This window comes from Kordiimonas sp., from assembly GCF_048260245.1.
Classification (GTDB): domain Bacteria; phylum Pseudomonadota; class Alphaproteobacteria; order Sphingomonadales; family Kordiimonadaceae; genus Kordiimonas.
This window is the reverse complement of record NZ_JBLXGZ010000007.1, coordinates 1-21202: the sequence shown is the minus strand read 5'-3', so window position 1 is coordinate 21202 and position 21202 is coordinate 1. Positions and strand designations below refer to the sequence as shown.

General features: G+C 54.7%; 23 protein-coding genes. 11 read left to right on the top strand and 12 right to left on the bottom strand.

Annotated features, from left to right (window positions below):
• Window positions 1-25: 25 nt before the first annotated feature.
• The 3 genes from ACN0VM_RS05530 to ACN0VM_RS05520 form a co-directional block, all read right to left on the bottom strand.
• The gene (locus ACN0VM_RS05530; RefSeq protein WP_417449857.1) at window positions 26-742 is read right to left on the bottom strand and encodes a lysoplasmalogenase; all 717 of its coding nucleotides are present in this window, start codon (window positions 740-742) and stop codon (window positions 26-28) included.
• Between the two features lie 102 nt (window positions 743-844).
• Entirely contained in the window at window positions 845-2131 is a 1287-nt protein-coding gene (locus tag ACN0VM_RS05525; protein WP_417449856.1) for an MFS transporter, read from the bottom strand.
• A 9-nt stretch (window positions 2132-2140) separates the two neighbouring features.
• Entirely contained in the window at window positions 2141-2773 is a 633-nt protein-coding gene (locus tag ACN0VM_RS05520) for a cation transporter (protein ID WP_417449855.1), read from the bottom strand.
• A 155-nt stretch (window positions 2774-2928) separates the two neighbouring features.
• On the opposite strand from ACN0VM_RS05520, the gene ACN0VM_RS05515 reads away from it, so the two are divergent.
• A complete protein-coding gene (locus ACN0VM_RS05515; RefSeq protein ID WP_417449854.1) occupies window positions 2929-3966 on the top strand; it encodes a succinylglutamate desuccinylase/aspartoacylase family protein in 1038 nt (345 codons plus the stop codon).
• Window positions 3967-4085: 119 nt separating this feature from the next.
• A complete protein-coding gene (gene hemH, locus ACN0VM_RS05510) occupies window positions 4086-5090 on the top strand; it encodes a ferrochelatase (protein ID WP_417449853.1) in 1005 nt (334 codons plus the stop codon).
• On the opposite strand, the gene ACN0VM_RS05505 is transcribed toward hemH, so the two are convergent.
• The 4 genes from ACN0VM_RS05505 to ACN0VM_RS05490 form a co-directional block, all read right to left on the bottom strand.
• Window positions 5085-5540, bottom strand: a complete 456-nt coding sequence (locus ACN0VM_RS05505; protein ID WP_417449852.1) for a copper chaperone PCu(A)C — start codon at window positions 5538-5540, stop codon at window positions 5085-5087. The genes hemH and ACN0VM_RS05505 overlap by 6 nt on opposite strands.
• Before the next feature lie 73 nt (window positions 5541-5613).
• Window positions 5614-6579, bottom strand: coding sequence for a prolyl aminopeptidase (gene pip, locus ACN0VM_RS05500; RefSeq protein ID WP_417449851.1), 966 nt, complete (start codon window positions 6577-6579; stop codon window positions 5614-5616).
• Window positions 6580-6713: 134 nt separating this feature from the next.
• Entirely contained in the window at window positions 6714-7529 is an 816-nt protein-coding gene (locus tag ACN0VM_RS05495; RefSeq protein WP_417449850.1) for an NTP transferase domain-containing protein, read from the bottom strand.
• A gap of 36 nt (window positions 7530-7565) precedes the next feature.
• Complete coding sequence (locus ACN0VM_RS05490) at window positions 7566-8972, bottom strand: MmgE/PrpD family protein (protein ID WP_417449849.1); 1407 nt, start codon at window positions 8970-8972, stop codon at window positions 7566-7568.
• A gap of 136 nt (window positions 8973-9108) precedes the next feature.
• On the opposite strand from ACN0VM_RS05490, the gene ACN0VM_RS05485 reads away from it, so the two are divergent.
• Genes ACN0VM_RS05485 through ACN0VM_RS05470 form a run of 4 tightly spaced genes read left to right on the top strand, consistent with a single transcriptional unit; the run spans window position 9109 to window position 12678 of the window.
• Entirely contained in the window at window positions 9109-10248 is a 1140-nt protein-coding gene (locus ACN0VM_RS05485) for an MlaE family lipid ABC transporter permease subunit (protein ID WP_417449848.1), read from the top strand.
• 29 nt (window positions 10249-10277) lie between these two features.
• Window positions 10278-11036, top strand: a complete 759-nt coding sequence (locus tag ACN0VM_RS05480; protein WP_417449965.1) for an ABC transporter ATP-binding protein — start codon at window positions 10278-10280, stop codon at window positions 11034-11036.
• Between the two features lie 17 nt (window positions 11037-11053).
• The gene (locus tag ACN0VM_RS05475; RefSeq protein WP_417449847.1) at window positions 11054-12025 is read left to right on the top strand and encodes an MlaD family protein; all 972 of its coding nucleotides are present in this window, start codon (window positions 11054-11056) and stop codon (window positions 12023-12025) included.
• Window positions 12022-12678, top strand: a complete 657-nt coding sequence (locus tag ACN0VM_RS05470; protein ID WP_417449846.1) for an ABC-type transport auxiliary lipoprotein family protein — start codon at window positions 12022-12024, stop codon at window positions 12676-12678. Before ACN0VM_RS05475 ends, ACN0VM_RS05470 begins: the two co-directional genes overlap by 4 nt.
• Here ACN0VM_RS05470 and ACN0VM_RS05465 read toward each other — a convergent pair.
• Both ACN0VM_RS05465 and phaR read right to left on the bottom strand, forming a co-directional pair.
• Complete coding sequence (locus tag ACN0VM_RS05465) at window positions 12671-13852, bottom strand: MFS transporter (RefSeq protein WP_417449845.1); 1182 nt, start codon at window positions 13850-13852, stop codon at window positions 12671-12673. The genes ACN0VM_RS05470 and ACN0VM_RS05465 overlap by 8 nt on opposite strands.
• Before the next feature lie 95 nt (window positions 13853-13947).
• Window positions 13948-14538, bottom strand: coding sequence for a polyhydroxyalkanoate synthesis repressor PhaR (phaR, locus tag ACN0VM_RS05460; protein WP_417449844.1), 591 nt, complete (start codon window positions 14536-14538; stop codon window positions 13948-13950).
• Between the two features lie 209 nt (window positions 14539-14747).
• Between phaR and ACN0VM_RS05455 the strand changes: the two genes are divergently transcribed.
• From ACN0VM_RS05455 to rraA, 5 genes are all read left to right on the top strand, one after another.
• Window positions 14748-14912, top strand: a complete 165-nt coding sequence (locus ACN0VM_RS05455) for a hypothetical protein (protein ID WP_417449843.1) — start codon at window positions 14748-14750, stop codon at window positions 14910-14912.
• Window positions 14909-16159, top strand: a complete 1251-nt coding sequence (locus tag ACN0VM_RS05450; RefSeq protein WP_417449842.1) for an alpha/beta fold hydrolase — start codon at window positions 14909-14911, stop codon at window positions 16157-16159. Before ACN0VM_RS05455 ends, ACN0VM_RS05450 begins: the two co-directional genes overlap by 4 nt.
• The gene (locus ACN0VM_RS05445; protein ID WP_417449841.1) at window positions 16149-16919 is read left to right on the top strand and encodes a class I SAM-dependent methyltransferase; all 771 of its coding nucleotides are present in this window, start codon (window positions 16149-16151) and stop codon (window positions 16917-16919) included. Before ACN0VM_RS05450 ends, ACN0VM_RS05445 begins: the two co-directional genes overlap by 11 nt.
• A gap of 161 nt (window positions 16920-17080) precedes the next feature.
• Window positions 17081-17293, top strand: a complete 213-nt coding sequence (locus ACN0VM_RS05440) for a hypothetical protein (protein ID WP_417449840.1) — start codon at window positions 17081-17083, stop codon at window positions 17291-17293.
• A gap of 48 nt (window positions 17294-17341) precedes the next feature.
• Complete coding sequence (gene rraA, locus ACN0VM_RS05435) at window positions 17342-17848, top strand: ribonuclease E activity regulator RraA (RefSeq protein ID WP_417449839.1); 507 nt, start codon at window positions 17342-17344, stop codon at window positions 17846-17848.
• 36 nt (window positions 17849-17884) lie between these two features.
• Here the strand turns inward: rraA and ACN0VM_RS05430 are convergent, their stop codons facing one another.
• The 3 genes from ACN0VM_RS05430 to metX all read right to left on the bottom strand — a co-directional run.
• Window positions 17885-19456, bottom strand: coding sequence for an RNA-directed DNA polymerase (locus ACN0VM_RS05430; RefSeq protein ID WP_417449838.1), 1572 nt, complete (start codon window positions 19454-19456; stop codon window positions 17885-17887).
• 103 nt (window positions 19457-19559) lie between these two features.
• Entirely contained in the window at window positions 19560-20159 is a 600-nt protein-coding gene (metW, locus tag ACN0VM_RS05425) for a methionine biosynthesis protein MetW (protein WP_417449837.1), read from the bottom strand.
• A partial coding sequence (metX, locus tag ACN0VM_RS05420) for a homoserine O-acetyltransferase MetX (RefSeq protein WP_417449836.1) occupies window positions 20152-21202 on the bottom strand: 1051 nt, incomplete at its 5' end. The genes metX and metW, both read right to left, overlap by 8 nt.

Below are 21202 nucleotides of genomic sequence, written 5' to 3'. Positions count from 1 at the left end.
CGTTCTTCTGGGCGGAAACAGCCTTCTAGTCAAATCTATATCCGCCTGAATAGGCCGGGCGATCTTCGGTTAACATCACGCCCAGCGTTACCATGAACTGGCTCATGTAGTAGCTTACCCATACAAAATAGCCGACATAGTCAGGTACACTCATAAATTGGCGGGCGCCAAGCGCGGCGTCGGAAAACACAAATAGCACCGCGCCAATCCCGACAAGCCGGGGGGGGAACTTGCTCAGTAATGCGGCAGACGCCATGAGCACGAGAATCGCAGTGTATCCCAGCACATAATACAGCATATCGCCCAGAGCGTCGTACATCCAGTAACCAGCGACAAAGGCCGCTGCCCAAAGCATGATGACAAAGCGCACCCGGTTGGCGGTGATGTGATTGAGCCGCTCTGCGTTTATCAGGTATAATACGATGAAAAGTATATGTGCTACGCCGAAGGCCATGAGCCCGCGCAGGAAAGACTGATCGTTTGGTATTACCAGCAGCACATCGCCAGCGGTAGAGGCGACAAGCGCCAACAGCAGCAAAAAATGGCTGAATGTTTGCAGGTTGATACCCACGAACAGAATCAGAAAGCCGACGGCGCTCATTTTGACCAATGCCTGCCACAGGATGCCTTCCGGATAAAGGCCCGCTCCATAGAAGATGGCACCCAGAAACGACAGGATGACAAAAATCTGCCCCATGGCTTCTATGATTGGTCGTTTGCGTTGGCTGAAGATGCGTGTCACGACAGTCCCTTCCTCTGCGCACTATAGACAGGGGTTTTACCTCGCCACAAGTCTTTGATTCAAATGCATCAATTTGATGGCGGGATCACCCGTTTTTTTGGATTAGAGACGTGCCATCAGTTTGCTGGCTACCGGCAAAATCAGGAGGTTGGCGACCGCGTATATCAGCAGGACGTGTGACGACGTAAGCCCCGCTACAATGAGGCCTGCTGCGACAATGGTGCCACCTGCCATGAAACCACTGTTAACGATATTGTTGGCCGCTATCATACGGGAGCGTTCGCTCCGTGCGCTGCGATCCTGCAGGATCGCATAGAAGGGCACAATGACCATGCCGGCAGAAATGGCAACTGACACCAGAAGCAGCAGCACAGCCCAGTTGCCTGCAGCGCTTAGGAACGTGCCCAAGCCAATTGTCGCCACGGCATACACACCGTTTTCTCCCGGTAACGCAAGATAAAGCAGGATACTGGTTACAGCCAGAGCGACCAGCGCCGGGCGCGCCAGTCTGGCTGAAATTTCACCCTTCAGGAGCCGACTGCACATTAAAGACCCAAGCCCCACGCCAATGGAAAAGCAGGCAATGATGACGGTAACCACTGTCTCATCGCCACCCAGCCGATTTTTCACGATATCCGGAATCTGCGTAATGTAGATTGAGCCATAAAGCCAAATCCAGCTGATGCCAATGATAGCTGGCCTTGCAATGTCGTGCTGCCAGGCGGTTTTAAGCTGTCGAACCGTCGCAGTGAAGATATTGAAATTGATCTTGAGTGTGGGTGCGGCAGCGCCGGTACGGGGTACAAAGCTGGCTGAGATTGTGCCGATGATGGCGAGGGTGATCATCAGATATGCCATCTTGTCGGTACCGCCAGGCTGGAGAACCAACAGGCCGCCAATAAGGAGGCCCAGCAGAATCGAGATAAATGTGCCTGCTTCAATCAGGCCATTGGCGCCTAAGAGCTCTTCTTTACTCGTCAACTCTGGCAGGATGGAATATTTGATGGGGCCGAAAAAAGTGCTTTGCAGTCCCAGGCCCGAAAGCACGGCGATCATTAGCGGAAGGCTCTCTATGCGGAAGGCTAGGGCACCGATGAGCATCAACCCCACTTCCCACAACTTGATCCAGACGATCTGCCGGGATTTGTCGAATTTGTCTGCAAGTTGTCCTGCAACTGCTGAGAAAACAAAATACGGAAGGATGAAAAGCCCAATTGCCAGATTGTTCAATACGGCAGGCTGTACGGCCATCTGCTCTGCGATACGGTAGGTGATGAGCATGATGAGGGCCTGCCGAAACAGGTTGTCATTCATGGCACCCAGAAACTGGGTCACGAATAATGCCAGGAACCGCCGGGTGCCTAAAAGCGAAACTGCTGAACGCGCCATCCTTGCAGCCTATTCAGCGGCTGCGTGGCGATGATGGTCCACGAGTTCCGCACGTGCCTGCCTGATAATTGCGACGGATCCGGAAAGAAAAATGCTTGCCATTATACCGGCCACGACAAGGTCTGGCCAGCCTGTGCCTGTTGCCCAAACTCCGGAGGCCGCGATCATGACCATGACGTTGCCGATAGCGTCGTTTCTGCTGCATAGCCAGACGGACCGAACGTTGGCATCCCCGTCCTTGAAACGCATGAGTAACAGCACACTCGCGATATTGGCCGCAAGCGCGGCGGCCCCTACTGAGCCCATGATAAAAGCTTGTGGTTCCTTCAGATACAGCACGGTATATAGCGTGGAGCCCAAAACCCACAAACCCATCGCGGACAGGCTGAGACCCTTCAAAAGAGCAGCCTTTGCCCTCATGGTGCCTGCCTTACCAATCACATACAGTGATAGCGCGTAGGTAAATGTATCGCCGAGAAAGTCGAGAGCATCTGCCTTGAGTGCCTGGCTTTGGCCAACAAACCCCATGGGCATTTCCACAAGGAACATGCCGGCATTGATAAAGATCACCGTAATAAGTGCGCGCTTGTATGCCGGATTGAGGCCTTCAAACTTCACATTATGACAACAGTTGGCGCCCATGAGGCAGTCTCCTTCGTCTTTATTTGGCATTACAGGCGGTATATCTGCAACCCAAATTTCTGTATTGGCCAAGATGCGGCATGTATTGTCGATTGCCATCACAGGGGGCGTTCTGCGACTATGCATTCAACAACACTGCGACAGGAGACTGCGTTATGGTCCGTCTGATGGCGAGGCTGATATTGGTATTATTGCTTGGGCCCGGCTGGGCCAGCCAAGCGGAGGACTTTGCCGTAGGAGATGTCCCGGTGATTGGCTCGCTTGATGTCGCAGGTCTGGCAGCGGGACGGCATCACTTCTATTTTAACGCTGGTCGCGGGCCTACCGGTTTGCCGTTGCTTGTGCCGGTGATCGTGCTCAAGGGCGCCCAGCCGGGCAGACAACTGCTTTTGACCGCAGCCGTGCATGGGGACGAACTGAACGGGGTCCGGGTTATCCACCGTCTAGCTGCGGATATCGCGACAGATGATCTGGCAGGCACCATCGTGGCGGTGCCGGGGGTGAACCAGCCGGGCATGGAGGCCCACAGCCGGTATTTCGGCGTGCGTGGAGGCGACCCGAACCGCGCTTTCCCGGGCAGTGAGAGGCAGGGCGATGCCGAGTCACGCTTTGCTTATCATCTGTGGCATGGTTTGTTCCTGCCGGGCACGGACCTTGCCGTCGATCTGCATACCCAGACAACGGGTACAAGCTATCCACTTTTCGTCTTTGCCGACTTTCGTAACGAGACCGCTCGTGGAATGGCCTTTTCTCTGTTGCCGGATATGATCAAGAATGACCCTGGGGAAGAAGGTACCCTTGAAACCAGTCTGGTGAGGAAAAATATCCCTGCAGTTACGTTTGAGATTGGCGGCCCAAAGCAGTTTCAGAAGTCTCTGGTGAGTAAAGCCCAGGCGGGGGTTATGAATTTGTTGACCGAGCAGGGGTTTTTGCAAGGTGAAATACAGCGATCAAGGCGGCAGCCTGTCGTGGGTACAACCTTCACCAATGTGTATGCGGACGAAGGCGGCCTCGCGGTGATCGAAGTAGACCTTCGGGACCGGGTGAAAAAAGGCACCGAGATTGCCACAGTATACGATCCGTTTGGCCAGCCCCTTCGGCGCCACCTTGCTCCTGTCAGCGGGGCGGTAGTTGCGATTGCGACTGACCCTTTGCGTGACCCTGGTGCCATGCTTGTGCGTATCCTACACTAGCGCTTGCGCCCCGCGATTGCTGTCATCGCTATTTTTTGTGAGCCACACTGAGCATTTTATCGTAGGAAAGCTTTAACACCTTAAATAACCAACACATAATGAACACGCGGCGCATCATCATGACCAACCACCCAGATATCAAACACGGTAAAATCGGTATTCTGCTCCTGAGCCTCGGCACACCAGATGAGCCGACATATGCGGCTACCCGCCGTTATCTGGCGGAGTTCCTCTCCGACCCCCGGGTGATTGAAACACCGAAGCTGATATGGCTGCCGGTTCTTTATGGACCTCTCCTGACATTCAGGCCGGCGAAATCAGCCAAGGCGTATGCAAAGATATGGGATTACGAACGTGGTGAATCGCCGCTCAGAACTCATTCGCGCGATCAGGCAGAAAAGCTGCAGTCTATCATCGGAGAAGCGGCTCATGTGGAGTGGGCCTTCCGCTATGGCCAACCCAGCACGGAAAGCGGCCTTGAGGCACTGAAGGCCAAAGGATGCAGTCGTATTCTATTGTTTGCGTTATACCCGCAATACAGTGCGACAACCACTGCTTCAGCATATGACAAGGTGTTTGAACTGCTGGGCAAAATGCGTTGGCAGCCCGCCGTCCGCACTGTGCCTGCCTATCTCGATTATCCGCAGTTCTCGGATGAGTTGGCTGCATCTGTCACCGACAGCCTTGAGGCAATTGACTGGCAGCCCGAAAAGATACTGGCTTCTTACCATTCTATCCCGAAATCCTATTGGGACAAAGGTGACCCATACCCATGCCAATGCTTTAAAACCAGCCGATATTTAAGGGAAAAACTTGGCAAAACAGAAGACGAATTGATCACCAGTTTTCAATCTCGTGTCGGGCCGGTGGAATGGGTTAGCCCCTATACCGACAAGACGGTAGAAAAACTGGCGCAAGACGGGGTGAAAAAGCTCGCGGTTCTGGCCCCCGCTTTTAGTTCTGATTGTCTCGAAACACTCGAAGAGATTAACATGGAACTGCGAGAAACCTTCCTTGAAAATGGCGGCACGCATTTTTACTACATCCCCTGTCTGAACGCAGGTGAGCGCGGTATGCGTGTTATAGAGGCCGTTGCAAGGCGCGAGCTTCAGGGCTGGTTATAAGCCCTGTTCCGTCAGTCCCATAAGGCCAGTAACCTCGACGATTACAGGTTTTTTCCCTGCTTTTTCGAACTCAAGCGTTACGGTAAAAACGTCACCTTCCTCAAGCGGCTGACTAAGTCCCATCAGCATGATGTGATAACCACCCGGTTCGAAAGAAAGCACTTCACCGGGGGCAATCGGCAGGTCGTCAACGTGATCCATCTGCATGATACCGCCCACTTCCTGACTACGGTGAACCATGGTAGTGGCAGCGATATCGGTGCTGGCACCCTTCAGGTGCTCAAGTTGGTGGGTATCGTTTTTGATGGTCAGGTAGACAGCAGCGGACACCATACGGCTGGTTTTGCGTGCCCAGGCCTTCTCGATGCTCAGGCCATGGGTTTCGTCGCTATGCGCATGGGCGGCGAGGCTGGTGAATAAAAGAGCACATATTATGAGTAGGTATCGCATATCAGTCTCCGACGTTTTCTAGGCCCTGAGTAGTCTTAGTTACTCAATTGTGCAAGTGACAGGATGGCGCAGGTCAGAGTGCATCGGTCGCGCATATAAGCTCATGTTGGATTGCTGGTTCAAAAGCGGAATGCCCGGCGACGGGCACAATCTTCAGCGATGCCCAGGGCATGGCCTGAGCCAGATCCCATGCGCTTTTGGGCGGACATATGGCGTCATAGCGCCCCTGAACTATTGTCACCGGGACATCCTTGAGCTTATGGGAATCACGTAAAATCTGGTCATCGTGTTCCAGAAAACACTGATGAAGGAAATAGTGCGCTTCAATACGGGAGAATGCCAAAGCAAAGACAGGGTCGACAGAATGTGTGCGCTGTTCAGTGTCCGGGACCAGTGTTACGGTACTGCCCTCCCACAGGCTCCACTCTTTTGCATAGGTTAGTCGTTCACGCTCGTATTCGGGCGCGGTCAGCCGGTAGTGATAGGCTTTGATCAGGTCGCCGCGTTCTTCCACCGGGATTTTCTCGGCAAAGCGAGCCCAGGCCTCCGGGAAAAGCGACCGTGTACCGCCTTGGTAAAACCATTCCAGCTCTGCCTTGCGAGACAGGAAAACGCCGCGCAAGACTATGTTTCTGACCCGGTCAGGATGCGCTTCGCCATATAACAGGGACAATGTACTGCCCCATGATCCGCCGAACAGAACCCAGCTTTTGATCCGCAGGTGTTGTCGGATCGCTTCCATATCGTCAATCAGGTCCGATGTAGTGTTGTGGTCAAGCGATGCATGGGGCCTGCTTTTGCCACACCCGCGCTGATCAAACAGGATGATACGGAACTTTGCTGGATTGAAGAAACGCCGCTGGATCGGGCTCGTGCCTCCGCCCGGCCCTCCATGAACAAACAATACTGGAATGCCGTGGGGATTGCCGGATTGCTCTACATAAATTTCATGCCCGTCCGAGACCGGAAGACACTCGCTGATATAAGGCTCTATAGGGGGGTAAAGTGAGCGGAAGGTCGTTGAGCTGTCGGCGCGCAATGGGCTATCCTTCTTATTTTCTCCTGCCTGGCCAGAATACGCAGCAAGCGTTAATAAAACAAGAATAGCGTGTGGTGGTGGCCAAAATACGAGAACATAAAAGGCCTCACTGCGAGGCCGCGACAGCCCTGTTATTATTTAGCGGCTGCCGTGGACCGGGATTGCAAGATACGTTCCGTGAGGGCAAAATCACCCGGGTTATCCACATCAATCGGTGCATCGGCAAATGGCATGCGAATAACCTGCACATTCATTTTCCACCGGCGCCCAAGCGTGCGGGCAAGTTGGTCGATTGTTGCGAGTTTGTAGCGGTACCGAAGCATAAACATCAAACCAAATGCCTTGAGGATACGTTGTGGCTTTTTACCAAACTGGCCGCCGCCCTCAAAAACCTTGGCGCTTTTCAGTGCCTTGTTTGATGTCAGCGCATAGAGGTTGCAACTTGACCAGCCACCATCTTTGAGGTTGTGAAAAGCGCGTTTACCATCCGGATAGGCTGCGAGAATAACTGATGCCGGCGTCATGCCGACAGCGGCATCAGCGTTGCCTGCGAATAGCGCGCCGCAAAAATGATTAATCATTTCGGTGGTATGCAACGCATTGTCACCGGTTGTGATGATGAGCGGCCATGGCTTATCAATTTTTTCTACGCTTTTTGCCACTGACAGATACAGGTTCTCTTCACTGGGTACGTAGTGAATTTCGCCGCGATCCAGCATATCGCCAAGAGCAGGTACGGACCTCAAAAGGTCTTCACTTTCAATGGATACATATACGCGGCCTATTCCATCGGCCGCCACCATTTCACGCACGACGCGTTCCAGCATTACCACACCGTCAAGGGTGACAAGACACTTGTGGCTGACGCCCTGAATTTTGGCTACTGTATCCTCTGCTCCGCGACGGCTTGCTGCCAGCACGAGGGCGGTTGCCTGTTTTTTGTCAGTCATGTGATTTATCCTCTGCCGTTCAGCAATTCTTTTAATTTAATTTGTCCGCGATAGCAAAGCCATGAGTTCCCGAACACTACATTCGCCATCAAGCGCCATAAGGACGGCTTTGATCTCCGAAGTATTCTGTGCGGACAGGTGGCCGGAAACGCATCCTTCAAATTTCTCCAGCAATTGTGCTTCGCTCAGCGGAGAGGCATTCGACCCAACCGGCATGGCAACGCTTGTGGACAGTTTTCGCCCGTCGATCAACGTCACATGTACTTCGGTAGGGAAATCGCTTTCCAGCGCGTTGATATATTCTTTACGTACGAGGGGTAACAAATCCGTCACGTCGGGGCGTCTGATCGCCTCCTCTTGGTAGTCTTGCAGCGTCGCATTACCGCTAAGTAGCCCAACAGCAAGACCATATTCAAGGCTGAACTTGGCTTCCATCGTGTTGTGCGGGCGGTCGTACATCAGGTTGTTCAAATGTGCGGCCGGTGCACGAATAAAAATTTCCTTAACGTCTGCCGGCCCGAAGCCATATCGGGCTTTCAATTCAAGCAGCCCGTCCAGTGACCGGTGCACGCTACCGCAATTCGGAAATCGCTTGACCTTCAGACCATATTTTTCGATGTGAAGCGGGTTGCCTATTTCTGTTGTCGCAAACTGCACCTTCTGGCCATATTCATCCTTGTCGGCCATGGCCTTGCGCAGGTCTTCAACGTCCTGCCCCACCATCAGGGTGCCCATGCCGTTTTTGCCGTGCAGAGTTTGGTCTCCGGCCGTAATGCCAGCCTCTGCAAACAATGCAGCCTGAACGGCACCCGCGGCGGCAAGCCCGGCGTGCAGCGGCTTGGTCATCGTGCCAAACTGGCTCATGAAGCCCCCTGCAAGGCTCGTAGACAAGGAGATGGCATGGGCTGTTTGTTCGGCATCCAGTCCCAAGAGGCGAGCACATCCGGCAGCGGAGCCAACCGCGCCAACCGTGGCCGTGGCGTGCCAACCCCGGCTGCGGTGAAATGGATTTACACCCTGTCCGACCCGGCCGATGATCTGCAGCCCTACGATATAGGCATCAAGCAGTGCGGCGCCATCCCTGTCGCGCTCGTCGGCAAGGGCTAGCAGTGCGGGGCCAAGAACTGCGGTCGCATGTGCCTTCGCCGGATCGAAATTGTCGTCGAAGTCCAGCGCATGTGCGGCGGTGCCGCCTACCATTGCGGCCATGGGCGCAGAAAGGCCATCCTCAAACCCTACAGTGTGGCAGTCACCGCGTCCCCAGCTTCGCGCCAACTTGTACACCGTCCGGGTCACCGGCTCCGTGGCGCCTGGGACCATGACGGCGATGACATCAATAAAGGCATCGCGCGCGCGGGCGCGCGCGAGCTCTGACCACGCATGCGAGGCCGTTGCCGTCCATGCAGCGAAAGCATGCAGGGGGTTCTCGGTGTTCGTTTTCATCTGTCCCGTGTTCTTATAAGGGTTGTTTGTTGGGCTATAATCGGCAAGGTTAGGTATAGTGAATTTACGTGAATAGATAAAGCCTTGCGCGCGCCTATTTGGGTGTTAAGGCACCAACAATCAAGGGTTGCCTACCGTGCCGGACGAACTTTTTGCAAGCGATCATGTGCAGGTTGAGGCGGGTTCGCCCTCAGCAATGGTACGCCTGCACGGTGATTGGACCATTGAAAACGCGGAAGCGATTGATGCTGTGATGGCTGAAACCGTGAAGGTATGCACGGGCGGCGCTGTGCTGGACTGTTCCGGCGTTGGCCAACTGGACACGACAGGTGCTGTGTTGATACGGCGCTACGCTGCACGTATAGAAGAGAAGGCGGCGGCTCTGTTAACCGGTGTGAAAGCTGACCACAAGCCGCTTCTGGACGTAATATCAAGTTGCCCACCACCTGCACCGACCGAGCCGGAAAGCGTGGTCTGGTATCTGTCGCCTTTCCTTCAGGTCGGTACCAGCACAATCCTTGGTCTGAGGTCCAGTGGTCGTCTGGTCAGTTTTCTGGGGCTTATCCTGATCAGGCTCTTCGGTGCGTTGATGGACCCTGCGCGTATCAGGCTTGTACCCATGGTTCACCAGATGGAAATCGTGGGTATGCGCTCCATGGGTATTGTTGGGCTGATCGCCTTTTTGATCGGCGCAGTAATGGTAAACCAGGGTGCCATACAGCTGGCAAAGTTTGGGGCCGATATTTTTGTTATCGACATGCTGGGTATCGGCCACTTGCGGGAACTTGGCATTCTACTGACCGCGATCATTGTGGCCGGTCGTTCTGGCAGTGCCTTCACAGCTGAAATCGGCTCTATGGTGCTGAATGAAGAAGTCGATGCAATGAAGACCTTGGGCATGAACCCTGTGGATGTTTTGGTCCTGCCACGGCTTCTTGCCCTGGTTATATGCCTGCCGCTCCTGGGCTTTTACGCGGATGTCGTCGGGATCGCCGGCGGTGCGCTCATGGCATGGATACAGCTTGATATCACGCCCGCCAACTTTCTCGTTTATTTCCGGGAAGTTATCACGATAGATCACTATTGGGTGGGTATCATCAAGGCGCCGTTTTTTGCCGCCATTATCGCCACGGCTGGGTGTTACAACGGCCTTCGCGTTGAAGGTAGCGCCGATTCCCTCGGATCGCGAACTACCCGCGCTGTAGTGCAGTCCATCTTTATGGTAATCGCGCTTGACGCCCTGTTTGCCATCTTCTTTACAAGTGTGGGATTATAGGTTTGACCAACGAGCGGAAAAAGAACGAGATGGCTATCAGGGTGCGCGGCCTCCGTACCGCCTTTGGCCCCCATGTCGTGCATGAAGGCCTCGACCTTGATGTTCGTCGCGGGGAGATACTGGGTGTGGTTGGTGGCTCGGGCACGGGAAAGTCTGTGCTGTTGCGGGCCATTGTCGGGCTTTTGGCTCCGGCTGCAGGTACGATTGAGATCAATGGGCGCGACAAGGCCGAGATGAGTGATGAGGAAGATCGGCTCTCTCGTCGCGAATGGGGTGTGCTGTTTCAGGACGGGGCGCTTTTTACCTCGCTGACTGTTGCGCAGAATGTTCAGGTGCCTCTCAGGGAACATTTCCATATGAGCCAGGATCTAATGGACGATCTGGCGCTGAGCAAAATCACCATGGCTGGATTACCGGTTGACGCCGCGGTCAAATTCCCGTCCGACCTATCCGGCGGGATGCGCAAACGGGCGGCTTTGGCACGCTCACTCGCGCTTGACCCGAGTATACTGTTTCTGGATGAGCCCACGGCAGGGCTCGATCCCATCGGGGCGTCTGCATTTGACCAGCTGGTGCTGGAACTCAGCCGTTCGCTTGGTCTCACCGTCTTTCTGGTGACACATGATCTCGACACGCTCGCGCGGGTGTGCGACCGTGTGGCGGTGCTGGGTGACAAAAAAATACTGATTAATGCGCCGCTTGAAGAAGTGCGGCAATTTGAGCATTCATGGGTGCAGGAATATTTTGGTGGTCCGCGGGCTCGGGCCGCAGGCATTTATAAAGACTAGGCGGGGACGTTTCGGCAATGGAAACACGGGCTTCACACATTCTTGTAGGTGCATTTGTACTGGCGTTTCTGTCGGGCCTTATTGCCTTTGCCATCTGGATCGCGAAAGTGGATCTTGATGCCGAATATCAGGACTATGATATCTACTTCAATGGCACGGTCTCGGGCCTCTACAAACGCAGCATCGTGTATTATCTGGGCATTCCGGTGGGGGACGTGCGGGACATCCGCGTGGCAGAAAATGACAGCAGCAAAGTGCATGTGCTTGTGCGGCTGCGCCAGGAAGTCCCGGTAACCGAGGCCACCACTGCGCGCCTTGAATTCCAAGGGCTTACCGGTGTTGCCTATATCGAACTGAAGGGTGGCGCCGCCGGTGGCACACCGCTCACACCAGCGCCCGGTAAAGAACGTGCGGTCATCCCGTCTGAAGCGTCGCCTTTGCTGGAGTTTTATGAAAGCGCGCCCAACCTGATCAACGAAGCGATCCTTGCTATCCAGCAGGTACAGAAACTGTTGAGCAATGAAAACCTGCAAAAGGTTGGCACCATTCTCGACAATGCAGACCGTATGAGCGCTAACCTCGCTGCAGGCACTGAAGATCTTGATAAACTGATTGCCGATGCGCGTGGTGTCATGGCCCAGATAGGTGAAACCACCGTCAAGCTCAACCAACTGGCGGACAACGGTAACAAGCTGCTGTCTGAAGATGCCGCCTTGCTGATTACCGAAGCTGTGAAGGCTGTGAATGCCGCAGAAAAAACCTTGAACCGGGTTGATAGTCTTGTGGCTGCAAACGAGGATAATATTACACAGTTTGTCGCCGGGAGCCTGCCTGAGGTTACCCGAATGATCGTGGATCTCAGGCGTACCGCACGAAGCCTTTCACGGCTCGTGACCCGGATCGAGCGTAACCCGGGCGAAGCGCTTTTTGGCCCGGCGGATAGTAAATATGATCTCAAGACCCGCAAAGAAGAGGAAAAGAAAAAATGAGCAGGCCATTCACTCTTCGCCCGCGGGCTGTATCCGGTTTTGCTCTGGCCGCTACTTTGGCACTGTCAGCGTGTGGGCCGATCATTTCTTTTGGGGATGACGGACCGGGCGATAGCGAATATTCGCTGCAGTATTCGGGTGATTATCGCTCAAGCGGTGATGACGCTCCGGTTATCTATGTGGATGAGCCTCATATGGCAGACGGACTCGCCGGGCAGAAAATCACCGTGGTTTTGCCGGGCAACAAACGTAGTTCTTTGAAGGGGGCTCGGTGGTCGGCACCGCTTAGCACCTTGGTGCGAGACTATGTTGCCCGTGCTCTTGGTGACAAGGCTGGTGCTCATATGATCGGCGAAGGCGGGCTTGATATTCACGCCGGGTGCCGACTTGGGACCAAGGTGTGGGCGCTTGAATTCGTGCCGGGAGGTAATGCGCAGGCGGATAAGGTTGAAGTTGCCATGGAACTGTCTCTCGTGCGCTTGAGCGATAGCATGCTTGTCAGTCACCCCACCTTCACGGCATCAGCGCCTGTCCGCGGAGCAGAGGGAGACGCGGTTGCTGGCGCGTTCAGGGCCGCAATGGCTGACGTGGCAGATGACATGGGGCGGTGGCTCAAGGCACAAGTGAGCACGTGTGAAATCGCTGCTAAATAGCCCGGCTTGCCAGTTGCCTGATCTCAAACACCGCCCAAGTGAGAACGATTGCGCCGGTCAGGGCCACCGCGAGGTAGGGTGTGTAGGCAGAAAATCCCTCAAATATGAAGCCGCCGCTTAACGGTCCAAATACACGCCCAAGCGCAGATATGCCGGAGGAAAGGCCTAGCGCCGTGCCCTGAACGCGACGGTCTGATCGCATGGAGACAAGGCTATTGAGCGCAGGAAATGAAATGGTCAGCCCGCTCATGATCATTGGGAAGGCGACAATGGCGGTAGCAGGGTGCGCCGGGGCGATGAACAATAAGAGTATACCTGTCAGATGAGTGACAGCACCCAGTATCAGGGCTTTAACTTCGCCGAATACGCGGAACAGAGGTCCCACCGCCAGTGACTGTATAGCAGCGACACAAAGTCCGACCCCGGCCAATAGAAACCCGACCTGGGTCTGGCTCCACCCTAAGATTGCGTTGGCCCAGAATGGCGTGATGGCAAAACAGATGCTCTGGCCAACTGCCGTAATGAAAAACATCGCATAAAGCGCAAACGCGCCCGGCGCCCTCAGAACGGCTGTCCAGTGCGGAAGCGGTGCATCTGGCTCGCTCTCGTTAAGCGTTGTGTCATGGCCTGCTGTGCTTGTTTCAGGCATAAACCGCAGTGTCAGCATCATGGCTGTGAAAGAGAATGCGGCGGCTGCAAGCCCTGGTATAAATACATTTGGCTCACCGCCTACGCCGCCAAGCAGGCCGCCGATGAAAGGGCCAAACGCAAACCCAAGCCCAAAAGCTGCGCCAATCAATCCCATGGCACGGCCGCGATTGTTCTCATCTGTCAGGTCGGACATCGCCGCCATCGCAATACCGACATTGCCCGCCATCATGCCGGACATGGCGCGGGCGACAAACAACATGATAAGGCTGTCCGAGAAGGCAAGCATGGTGTAAGCGACGGTTGAACCGAAAAAGGTAGCGGCCAGAGCTGGCCGTCGGCCAATTTTATCAGACAAGCGGCCCCACAGGGGGCCAGCCAGAAACGTCGTCAGCGAATAGACGGACATCAACGCCGCCCCCAACAGCGCATCACCGCCATATTGCAAGGTCAGGAAAGGCAGGATCGGGATAATGATGCCGAAGCCGAGAAGGTCGATAAAAACGGCAAAGATAATAACGGGCATGCAAAATGTCCTACAGGGTTGGGTGCGCGAACAGCATACCGTTTTTGAAGGCATGCGGAATCACAAGGTCGGGAGGGGAGCGAGAGCTGCTGCCTCTAGTTGGACAAGGCGTCGACTTTTTCCTTGAGCGCAGCAAGTTGCGCTTGAAGTGCGGCTATTTTTTCATCTTTCTCAACCGAGCGCGTAGCCGCAGGCTTGGCTGCTGTGGGGGCGGCCTTGCCGGTTGTCCTGCTGGTGAAAACACGCATGCTTTCCTCGAACAGCGCCATATTCTGTCGGGCGATCTCCTCAAAGATCGGCATGAAGTTGCTGGCGTTGGCAGCATCGCCGCAAGCTTGGCGAATCTGGTCCTGATTACGGGTCAGTACTTCCATGGCGCTTTGCAGGTAGGTTGGCACCATGGCCTGCAGGCCATCACCATAAAGGCTGATAAGCTGGCGCAGGAATGACAGCGGCAGCATGTTCTTTTCGTTGGTTTCTTTTTCGAAGATGATTTGGGTCAAAACCGTGCGGGTCAGATCTTCGCCTGATTTCGCGTCATGCACGATAAATTCTTCGCCGCATTTTATCATGTCAGCAAGATGGTCAAGCGTTACATAGCTTGAGGTTTCGGTGTTGTAGAGCCGTCTGTTGGCGTATTTTTTGATGACGATTGGCTCGCCCGGCTCACGCTTTTTACGTGCCATTTTTCGTCCACCCTTTGTACCCGGTACCGCCTGCATACCTGAAGCAGTTTCATTTCTTGCCGCATTGCCCACTGCGGTGCAAGAAATGTATAAATCCTTATCCGAACAAAGAATTAAATGGTATTTGATGCGCTGCCGCAAGGAAAATTGTGCGTTTGCACACAGAAAATGTTCTTGTCTCAAGCGCAGTATCCTGTAGGGATTTTACCATGCATGAAGAGGATATCGATAAAGCAGCAGACGTATTTCTGGCCCTGTGGCAGGAGAATATCCGCCTGTGGGCGGCAGAGAAGGAATTGCTGACACCCCATGAACTCGCGACGTTGCTTGATGCGGCAGGCGCGGCGGCAAGCCCGCAGGGTGGAGATACATGAAGGATGATGCACAGCAAAGGATGGATGTCCGGCATATCAAAGGGCCGCGGCCGATGTCCCTGCACCTCTCCAACGCGTTGAGTATCTGGCAACAGGCAACAGCCGGCGCGAAACGTTTGCTGGAAAACACTGACGGCTGGCACCCGTCTCTTATGGCGGATATTGAAACCCTGCGCGCATGTCTGCCAGACAGCGAAGCCGGTGAAATGTTCCTGCGGGCAGTTGAGCATAAGACAAATGTGCGTAGTGGCGAGGTGCTTGCGGGCATCAATCGTTATCTTGTCCACCCCTACATGCGCACCGGTTCCAAAACGGAGGTGTGTCTCACTGTAGGGCAATGTGAGTTGTTTGATTTTGGTGGTGACGGCACGCCGATCCTTTTGGTGCCAAGCCTTGTCAATCCTCATTATGTGCTCGACCTTAAATCAGGGCGCAGCATCGCGGCCTATCTTAAATCGCACGGTTATCGACCGTTTTTGGTGAAATGGTTTGAACCGGGCGAAGAAGAGCTGGGCTTTGGACTCAGTGATTATGTGATGAAACGCGCGCTGCCCATGCTTGAATATATTGTCAACGTTGGTGGTGGTCCTGCACCTGTTCTCGGCTACTGTATGGGCGGCACCTTGTGCACGGCCCTGGCGGCCCGTGCACAGCATCATGTCTCTGCGCTTGCGCTGGTTGCGGCACCGTGGGATTTTGCCAGCGAAGTGCCGCACGCAGGCAGGCGCTATGCTCATGTTATGGCTGATATGCTTGACCGGTTGCCTGAGGGCATGCCGGTGCCTGTTGATATGTTGCAGGTGTTTTTCACCAGCGTTGATCCCACGCTGACGGACCGCAAGTTCCGGCGGTTTCTGTCACTTGATCCGGCGTCTGAAGCGGCGGCCTTTTTCATTGCGCTGGAGACATGGGCAAACACCGGCGCCCCTTTGCCGCGTCAGGCGGCAAAAGATGTCATTCGCGGCTGGTATATGAACAATGAACCGGGCCGCGGGGTATGGCAGGTGGGGGACGCTGCGGTAAAGCTGGCCGACATTGCCTGCCCGGTCTGGATAGCGGCGCCGCAGGCAGACAGGCTTGTCCCGCAGGAGAGTGCTTATGCCATGGCTGGCCAGTTGAGACATGCGACAACCCATGATCCGGGCGCCGGCCATGTTGGCATGATGGTGGGCTCCAAAGCCGAGCGTGGCCTGTGGGCACCGCTTGTGCACTGGCTGGCTGCGCAGGAGTCGCAGAATGCGGCCTGAAGTCCTGACATTATACCGCTTCTATGCCAGCAGGCTGGGGCAGACAGTGGCGCCCATTGTCGCGGGCAGGGTACAGAATTTGCTGCAGCCGTGCCGGGGCGGCATCACCATCGGTCTTGGCTTTCCCTTGCCGTACCTTGACCACCTGGCGGCAAGCGAAGCGGATGAAACCTGCCGCTATCTTGCATTTATGCCAGCGCAGCAGGGCGTTTGCCATTGGCCGGAACCCCATGGGTCGCGCACAGCACTGGTGGAAGAATACCATCTGCCACTGCCTGATTCGAGCATTGACCGTGCAGTGATTGCGCATTCGCTTGAGCATGCCAACAGGCCGGAACATTTGCTGCGCGAGATGTGGCGTGTGCTGGCGCCGGGCGGGCAAGTCGTGTTGATTGTGCCCAACAGGCGACGGAGTTGGTCCGCGCTTGACACCACCCCCTTTGGCCACGGGCGGCCATATTCCCGTGGTCAGCTATATGATCTGATGAGCGAACAGCTTTTGCCGCCTGAGGGATGGGATACGGCACTTATGTTGCCGCCGTTTGGCTGGCCCGGTGGTTCCAGGCTGGTGCGCTATGGTGAGCGTGTTGTGCATGCCCTGGGCCGCAATTTGGGGGGTGTGCTGATTGTCAGCGCGCGCAAACAGGTTTATGGCGCTTTGCCTAAAACTTCCAAGCTGATACGCGCCATGCCGGTCCTGACGGGACCCGGCGCTGGCGCACACAGGTCACCGGATGAGCCAGGACGTTCGCCGCGTTGAAATTGCTGTTAAATATGCTGCCACGGCATTGTCATTTTCGCGCGGCAGACTAGCTTTTGATACAGGCCTGTCAGTTAGAAACACCTTGTATTATTATTGCGTGTTTTATATTGTCTGGGTCATAAAATTATTCAAAAATCGTGTCAAAAGTGGAGAGCACCATGACGAACGAGACCCCTACAGATTCGACGATGAGCGACGACAAAGAAATGGCGATCCGGCAGGTAGCAAATGCCCTGCACCGCCTGAACGATGCCGTAATCTCGGCGGTCGGCAAGGGTGTCACCGTTGAGTTGATGCGCGCCTCGCGTTATCACAACGAAGCAGGGGCATGGGGTGACATGCTCGTACCCATCATTCACAAGCAGGACTGATACCCTGAGGCTGGATAGAAGAAACTGACTGCAGGACGAACGAATATCATGCCATTGCGCAAGATCAACACACCAAAACTCGCCACCGCTGATGTGTGTGACGCGATGGGTGATGCTGTCTCCGTCCTGCCGGTCGACTTTCATGACTATGGCGGCACGCTCGATTTCGCCGGGCCTGCCGTCACGCTTAAGACGCTGGATGACAACACCAAGGTGCGTGCGCTGCTTGAAAGCAAGGGCGAAGGCCGCGTGCTTGTGGTGGATGGCGGCGGCTCAAGCCGGGTTGCGCTTCTGGGTGGCAACCTTGCGGCACTCGCCGCCAAAAACGGCTGGGAGGGTGTGGTTATCTATGGCCGCGTGCGTGACCAGCACGAACTGGTGCGTGAGGATGTCGGTATCAAGGCGCTGGGCGCCTGTCCGCAGAAAAGCGAAAAACTGGGCCGTGGTCAGGTAGACGTTGAAATCGCCATCGGTGGTGTGACTGTGCACCCCGGCAACTGGGTCATCGCCGACGCCGACGGCGTCGTCATCGCCAAAGAGCTGCCAAGTCTTTAGCCTTGAAGCGAAGTTTCCTACCTCGCCCAGTGTTTGTTATCCTGAGTGTGAATCAATACACCAGTCGCAGAATTCTGCACCTAAAGAAAACTGCACCCTAGATTTTATGCTCCTGACCCAATGAGTATATTCATCCTTGGGTAGGCAACGTGCTCCCCAGATTAGTACAGGCTGCTCCCAAGGCGAGAGTTCATTTATTCGTGTCTTTTGCTTTCTGAAAAAGTTGATGTCACCTAGCTTGTAGCGAAGCGTGATCAAATAGCGCTTATCGAGAGTTTCGCTAAGAACAGACAAGCGCTTGATTTGGTTGTTGTCGATTGGGAGAAGATCTCTAACGAAGAGCTCGAAGAGCCATGCGCGAGAAGCTTGTAGTGTCCTTAAAGTGTCCGAGAGAAGTAAATCGACAATAAATTCAGACATTTTATCGAATGATGCGTCACCATCTTTTTTCAGTTCTTCAATGACCAGAACAACGTCTTTGATAAATGGTATCAGGTCCTTGAAGCGTCTAACAATAAACTCTGAAGCTGCACGACTCTTAGTTAGGCGAATGGCACGCAGCAGTATGCGGATACGTCCGATATCCCAGTGGTCTTCGGACATTTCTTCTTCCAGTTCCGGGAGTAATTCACGCGCCTTTAGCTCTGCAAGCGCTTCTTCATCGATGGCTTCGTCCTCGCCATAAGCGGCCCAATATAATTTTGTTATACTTGCTTGTTCAGCCTGCTCCCTATCTTCACCACTGTCATGGTTCAAACTACTTATATACTGCTCCAGTGAGAGGATTTTTGTTTTTTGTGAGTTAAGCGAAAGCCCTTCATTTACCATTAGGTGGCCTGCAAGAAACGCTAGTGCAGTATACGGATCTTGATCTTCCGTTAACAACACGACGATGTCATCCACATAACGGGTGTATTGATAACCTTCCGATAGCAGGGCCTGATCCGTGTCACAGAGAGCAGCTTCGGCTAGAAGGCGGCATGCATTGCTGCCTACTGGAATTCCAAATGATTGCCTACCTCGCCAATCATTCATACAGTTTTCGAGAAATTTAACAAACGGCGAGTTTCGGGTATAGGAATTGAGGCAATTTTCTAGGCGATGGCGGTAAATTCGTTGATAGAAATCGGAAATGTCTGTTGTAATCACGTTCGTAAAGTTCGCTGTGAAAATGGTATTCGTTGACAGACATTCTCTCCAATCCCCGTAACGGTGAGCGTCAGAAAACATCCGATAGTCTTCAGAATGATTAATGTACCGGTATGAGAACGCTTTATTTAGTTCTGCTGTTTTTGGTGCGTCGCCCCTAGCACTTTCAATTTCTGCAGCGATGGAGACTGTTGCAGCAGAAAAAATAACGGCGTCTATTGGGAACATTTGATGAGCCATGCGAAAGCCATATCGGCTTTTCGGGTGCAAGGTCTCGACCAAGCTTGTTACACGATGGTTACGTAAGGGAATCTTGGCCAAGGACTCTGCGATTTCTGCGGTTTTTGCCTCGAGAAACTCAAATTCCATTGGGTGCGGAAAGATGTCTGTGTCGCCAAACAGCACTAGGTGTTTTATAGCCCAGACATAATCGTCCGCAGAAAGCTTTGCTGCTGACATACAGGAACCTCTTGATTGCAAGCAATACTGGCAGGAGCATGCAGCTTATAGCTTTGAAAGGCAAATTCATATGTCAGCTGATATCGAGATCCCATTAGAGCCCTCACCTCTCCAGCAGGAAAAGGGCCTGATCAGCGTGCCAGTTGGCGCGGCGGGGGCTTAGGGTCAGGCGTTTACCTGCTTCGGTGTGGGGCACAAACTCGCGCACGCTGAAGCCTAGCTCACCGATAAGGTCGAACAGGTCAAGGATGGTACAGAAGTGGATATTGTCCGTATTGTACCATGTTTTGTCGAGCGCTTTGGTCACCGGCATGCGACCACGCAGCGCAAGGCTCATGCGCACTTTCCACTGGCCGAAGTTCGGGATGGTCACCACGGCATGTTTGCCGATCCTCAGCAGTTCCGACAGAACAAGCTGCGGTCGGTGCACCGCCTGCAGGGTTTTCGACAGGATCACATAGTCAAAGCTGCCGTCGGGATATTCCGCGAGGTCATTGTCCGCGTCGCCCTGAATGACAAACAGGCCCTTGGCGACACAGTCGTTCACGCCCTTTTGGCTGATCTCAATGCCCCGGCCATCGACCTCTTTTTCGCGCACGAGATAATCCAGCAGCGCGCCGTCGTCGCAGCCGACATCCAGCACGCGGCTGCCGGGCTCTACCATGTCGGCGATCAGTTTGAGATCGGGGCGCAGGTTATGCATCGCTTGCCCCCCGCCCGGTGTCCGTCAGTCCATTGGTGCGCGCGGCGGCGCAGACAAAACCGTTCAGCATATGATCCATCTCCGGGACGTCGAGGAGGAAGGCGTCATGGCCAAACGGGCTTGCTATCTCGGCAAAGCTGACCGGCACACCTGCGGCGTTCAGCGCATGCACAATGCGCTTGTTCTCAACCGTCGGGTACAGCCAGTCAGAGGTGAAGCTGATCACACAGCAGCGCACGTGGGCTGCTGCCTTGAAGGCGTCGGCCAGGCGGCCATCATGGCGTGCGGCAATGTCCAGATAGTCCATCGCGCGGGTGATATAGAGGTAAGAATTGGCGTCGAAACGATCCACGAAGGTGGAACCCTGATGGCGCAGGTAGCTTTCCACCTGAAAGTCGGCATCAAAACCAAAGGTCACGGCTTCGCGTTCCTGCAGGTTGCGGCCAAACTTGGCGGTCAGGGCGTCCTCGCTCAAATAGGTGATATGCGCGGTCATGCGCGCGACGGCAAGGCCTTTGGCCGGTTTTTCTTCATGCTCGTAGTAGCGGCCATCCTGCCATGCGGGGTCAGCCATGATGGCTTGCCGTCCGACCTCGTGGAAGGCGATGTTCTGCGCTGTATGGCGCGCGGCGGTGGCCAGCATCACGGCAGAATGTAGCCGCGCGGGAAATGTGGTCAGCCATTCCAGCACTTGCATGCCGCCCATCGAACCGCCGATGATCATCATCAGGCGGTCCACGCCAAGGTGGCTTATGAGTGCGGCTTGCACACGCACCATGTCACGCACAGTGATCACGGGGAAGTCCACCCCCCAAGGCTTGCCGGTCGCCGGGTTGTTCTCCCACGGGCCGGTGGTGCCAAGGCAACTGCCGAGCACGTTGGAGCAGATGACAAAATACCGGTCGGTATCAATCAGTTTGCCGGGACCAACCAGCCGTTCCCACCAGCCGGGTTTGCCGGTAATCGGGTGATTGGAGGCAACATACTGGTCACCGGTGAGAGCATGGCAGATGAGAATGGCGTTGTTGGCGTCCGCGTTCAGC

What these genes read in the sequence shown, in the direction of transcription:
- ACN0VM_RS05440 (WP_417449840.1), top strand. Translation starts at nt 17,081, where the DNA reads ATGACGAACGAGACCCCTACAGATTCGACGATGAGCGACGACAAAGAA.
- ACN0VM_RS05525 (WP_417449856.1), bottom strand. Translation starts at nt 2,131, where the DNA reads ATGGCGCGTTCAGCAGTTTCGCTTTTAGGCACCCGGCGGTTCCTGGCA.
- ACN0VM_RS05520 (WP_417449855.1), bottom strand. Translation starts at nt 2,773, where the DNA reads ATGGGCGCCAACTGTTGTCATAATGTGAAGTTTGAAGGCCTCAATCCG.
- rraA (WP_417449839.1), top strand. Translation starts at nt 17,342, where the DNA reads ATGCCATTGCGCAAGATCAACACACCAAAACTCGCCACCGCTGATGTG.
- ACN0VM_RS05430 (WP_417449838.1), bottom strand. Translation starts at nt 19,456, where the DNA reads ATGTCAGCAGCAAAGCTTTCTGCGGACGATTATGTCTGGGCTATAAAA.
- ACN0VM_RS05475 (WP_417449847.1), top strand. Translation starts at nt 11,054, where the DNA reads ATGGAAACACGGGCTTCACACATTCTTGTAGGTGCATTTGTACTGGCG.
- hemH (WP_417449853.1), top strand. Translation starts at nt 4,086, where the DNA reads ATGACCAACCACCCAGATATCAAACACGGTAAAATCGGTATTCTGCTC.
- ACN0VM_RS05455 (WP_417449843.1), top strand. Translation starts at nt 14,748, where the DNA reads ATGCATGAAGAGGATATCGATAAAGCAGCAGACGTATTTCTGGCCCTG.
- ACN0VM_RS05515 (WP_417449854.1), top strand. Translation starts at nt 2,929, where the DNA reads ATGGTCCGTCTGATGGCGAGGCTGATATTGGTATTATTGCTTGGGCCC.
- ACN0VM_RS05465 (WP_417449845.1), bottom strand. Translation starts at nt 13,852, where the DNA reads ATGCCCGTTATTATCTTTGCCGTTTTTATCGACCTTCTCGGCTTCGGC.
- ACN0VM_RS05490 (WP_417449849.1), bottom strand. Translation starts at nt 8,972, where the DNA reads ATGAAAACGAACACCGAGAACCCCCTGCATGCTTTCGCTGCATGGACG.
- metW (WP_417449837.1), bottom strand. Translation starts at nt 20,159, where the DNA reads ATGCATAACCTGCGCCCCGATCTCAAACTGATCGCCGACATGGTAGAG.
- ACN0VM_RS05445 (WP_417449841.1), top strand. Translation starts at nt 16,149, where the DNA reads ATGCGGCCTGAAGTCCTGACATTATACCGCTTCTATGCCAGCAGGCTG.
- phaR (WP_417449844.1), bottom strand. Translation starts at nt 14,538, where the DNA reads ATGGCACGTAAAAAGCGTGAGCCGGGCGAGCCAATCGTCATCAAAAAA.
- ACN0VM_RS05480 (WP_417449965.1), top strand. Translation starts at nt 10,278, where the DNA reads ATGGCTATCAGGGTGCGCGGCCTCCGTACCGCCTTTGGCCCCCATGTC.
- ACN0VM_RS05470 (WP_417449846.1), top strand. Translation starts at nt 12,022, where the DNA reads ATGAGCAGGCCATTCACTCTTCGCCCGCGGGCTGTATCCGGTTTTGCT.
- ACN0VM_RS05450 (WP_417449842.1), top strand. Translation starts at nt 14,909, where the DNA reads ATGAAGGATGATGCACAGCAAAGGATGGATGTCCGGCATATCAAAGGG.
- ACN0VM_RS05495 (WP_417449850.1), bottom strand. Translation starts at nt 7,529, where the DNA reads ATGACTGACAAAAAACAGGCAACCGCCCTCGTGCTGGCAGCAAGCCGT.
- ACN0VM_RS05505 (WP_417449852.1), bottom strand. Translation starts at nt 5,540, where the DNA reads ATGCGATACCTACTCATAATATGTGCTCTTTTATTCACCAGCCTCGCC.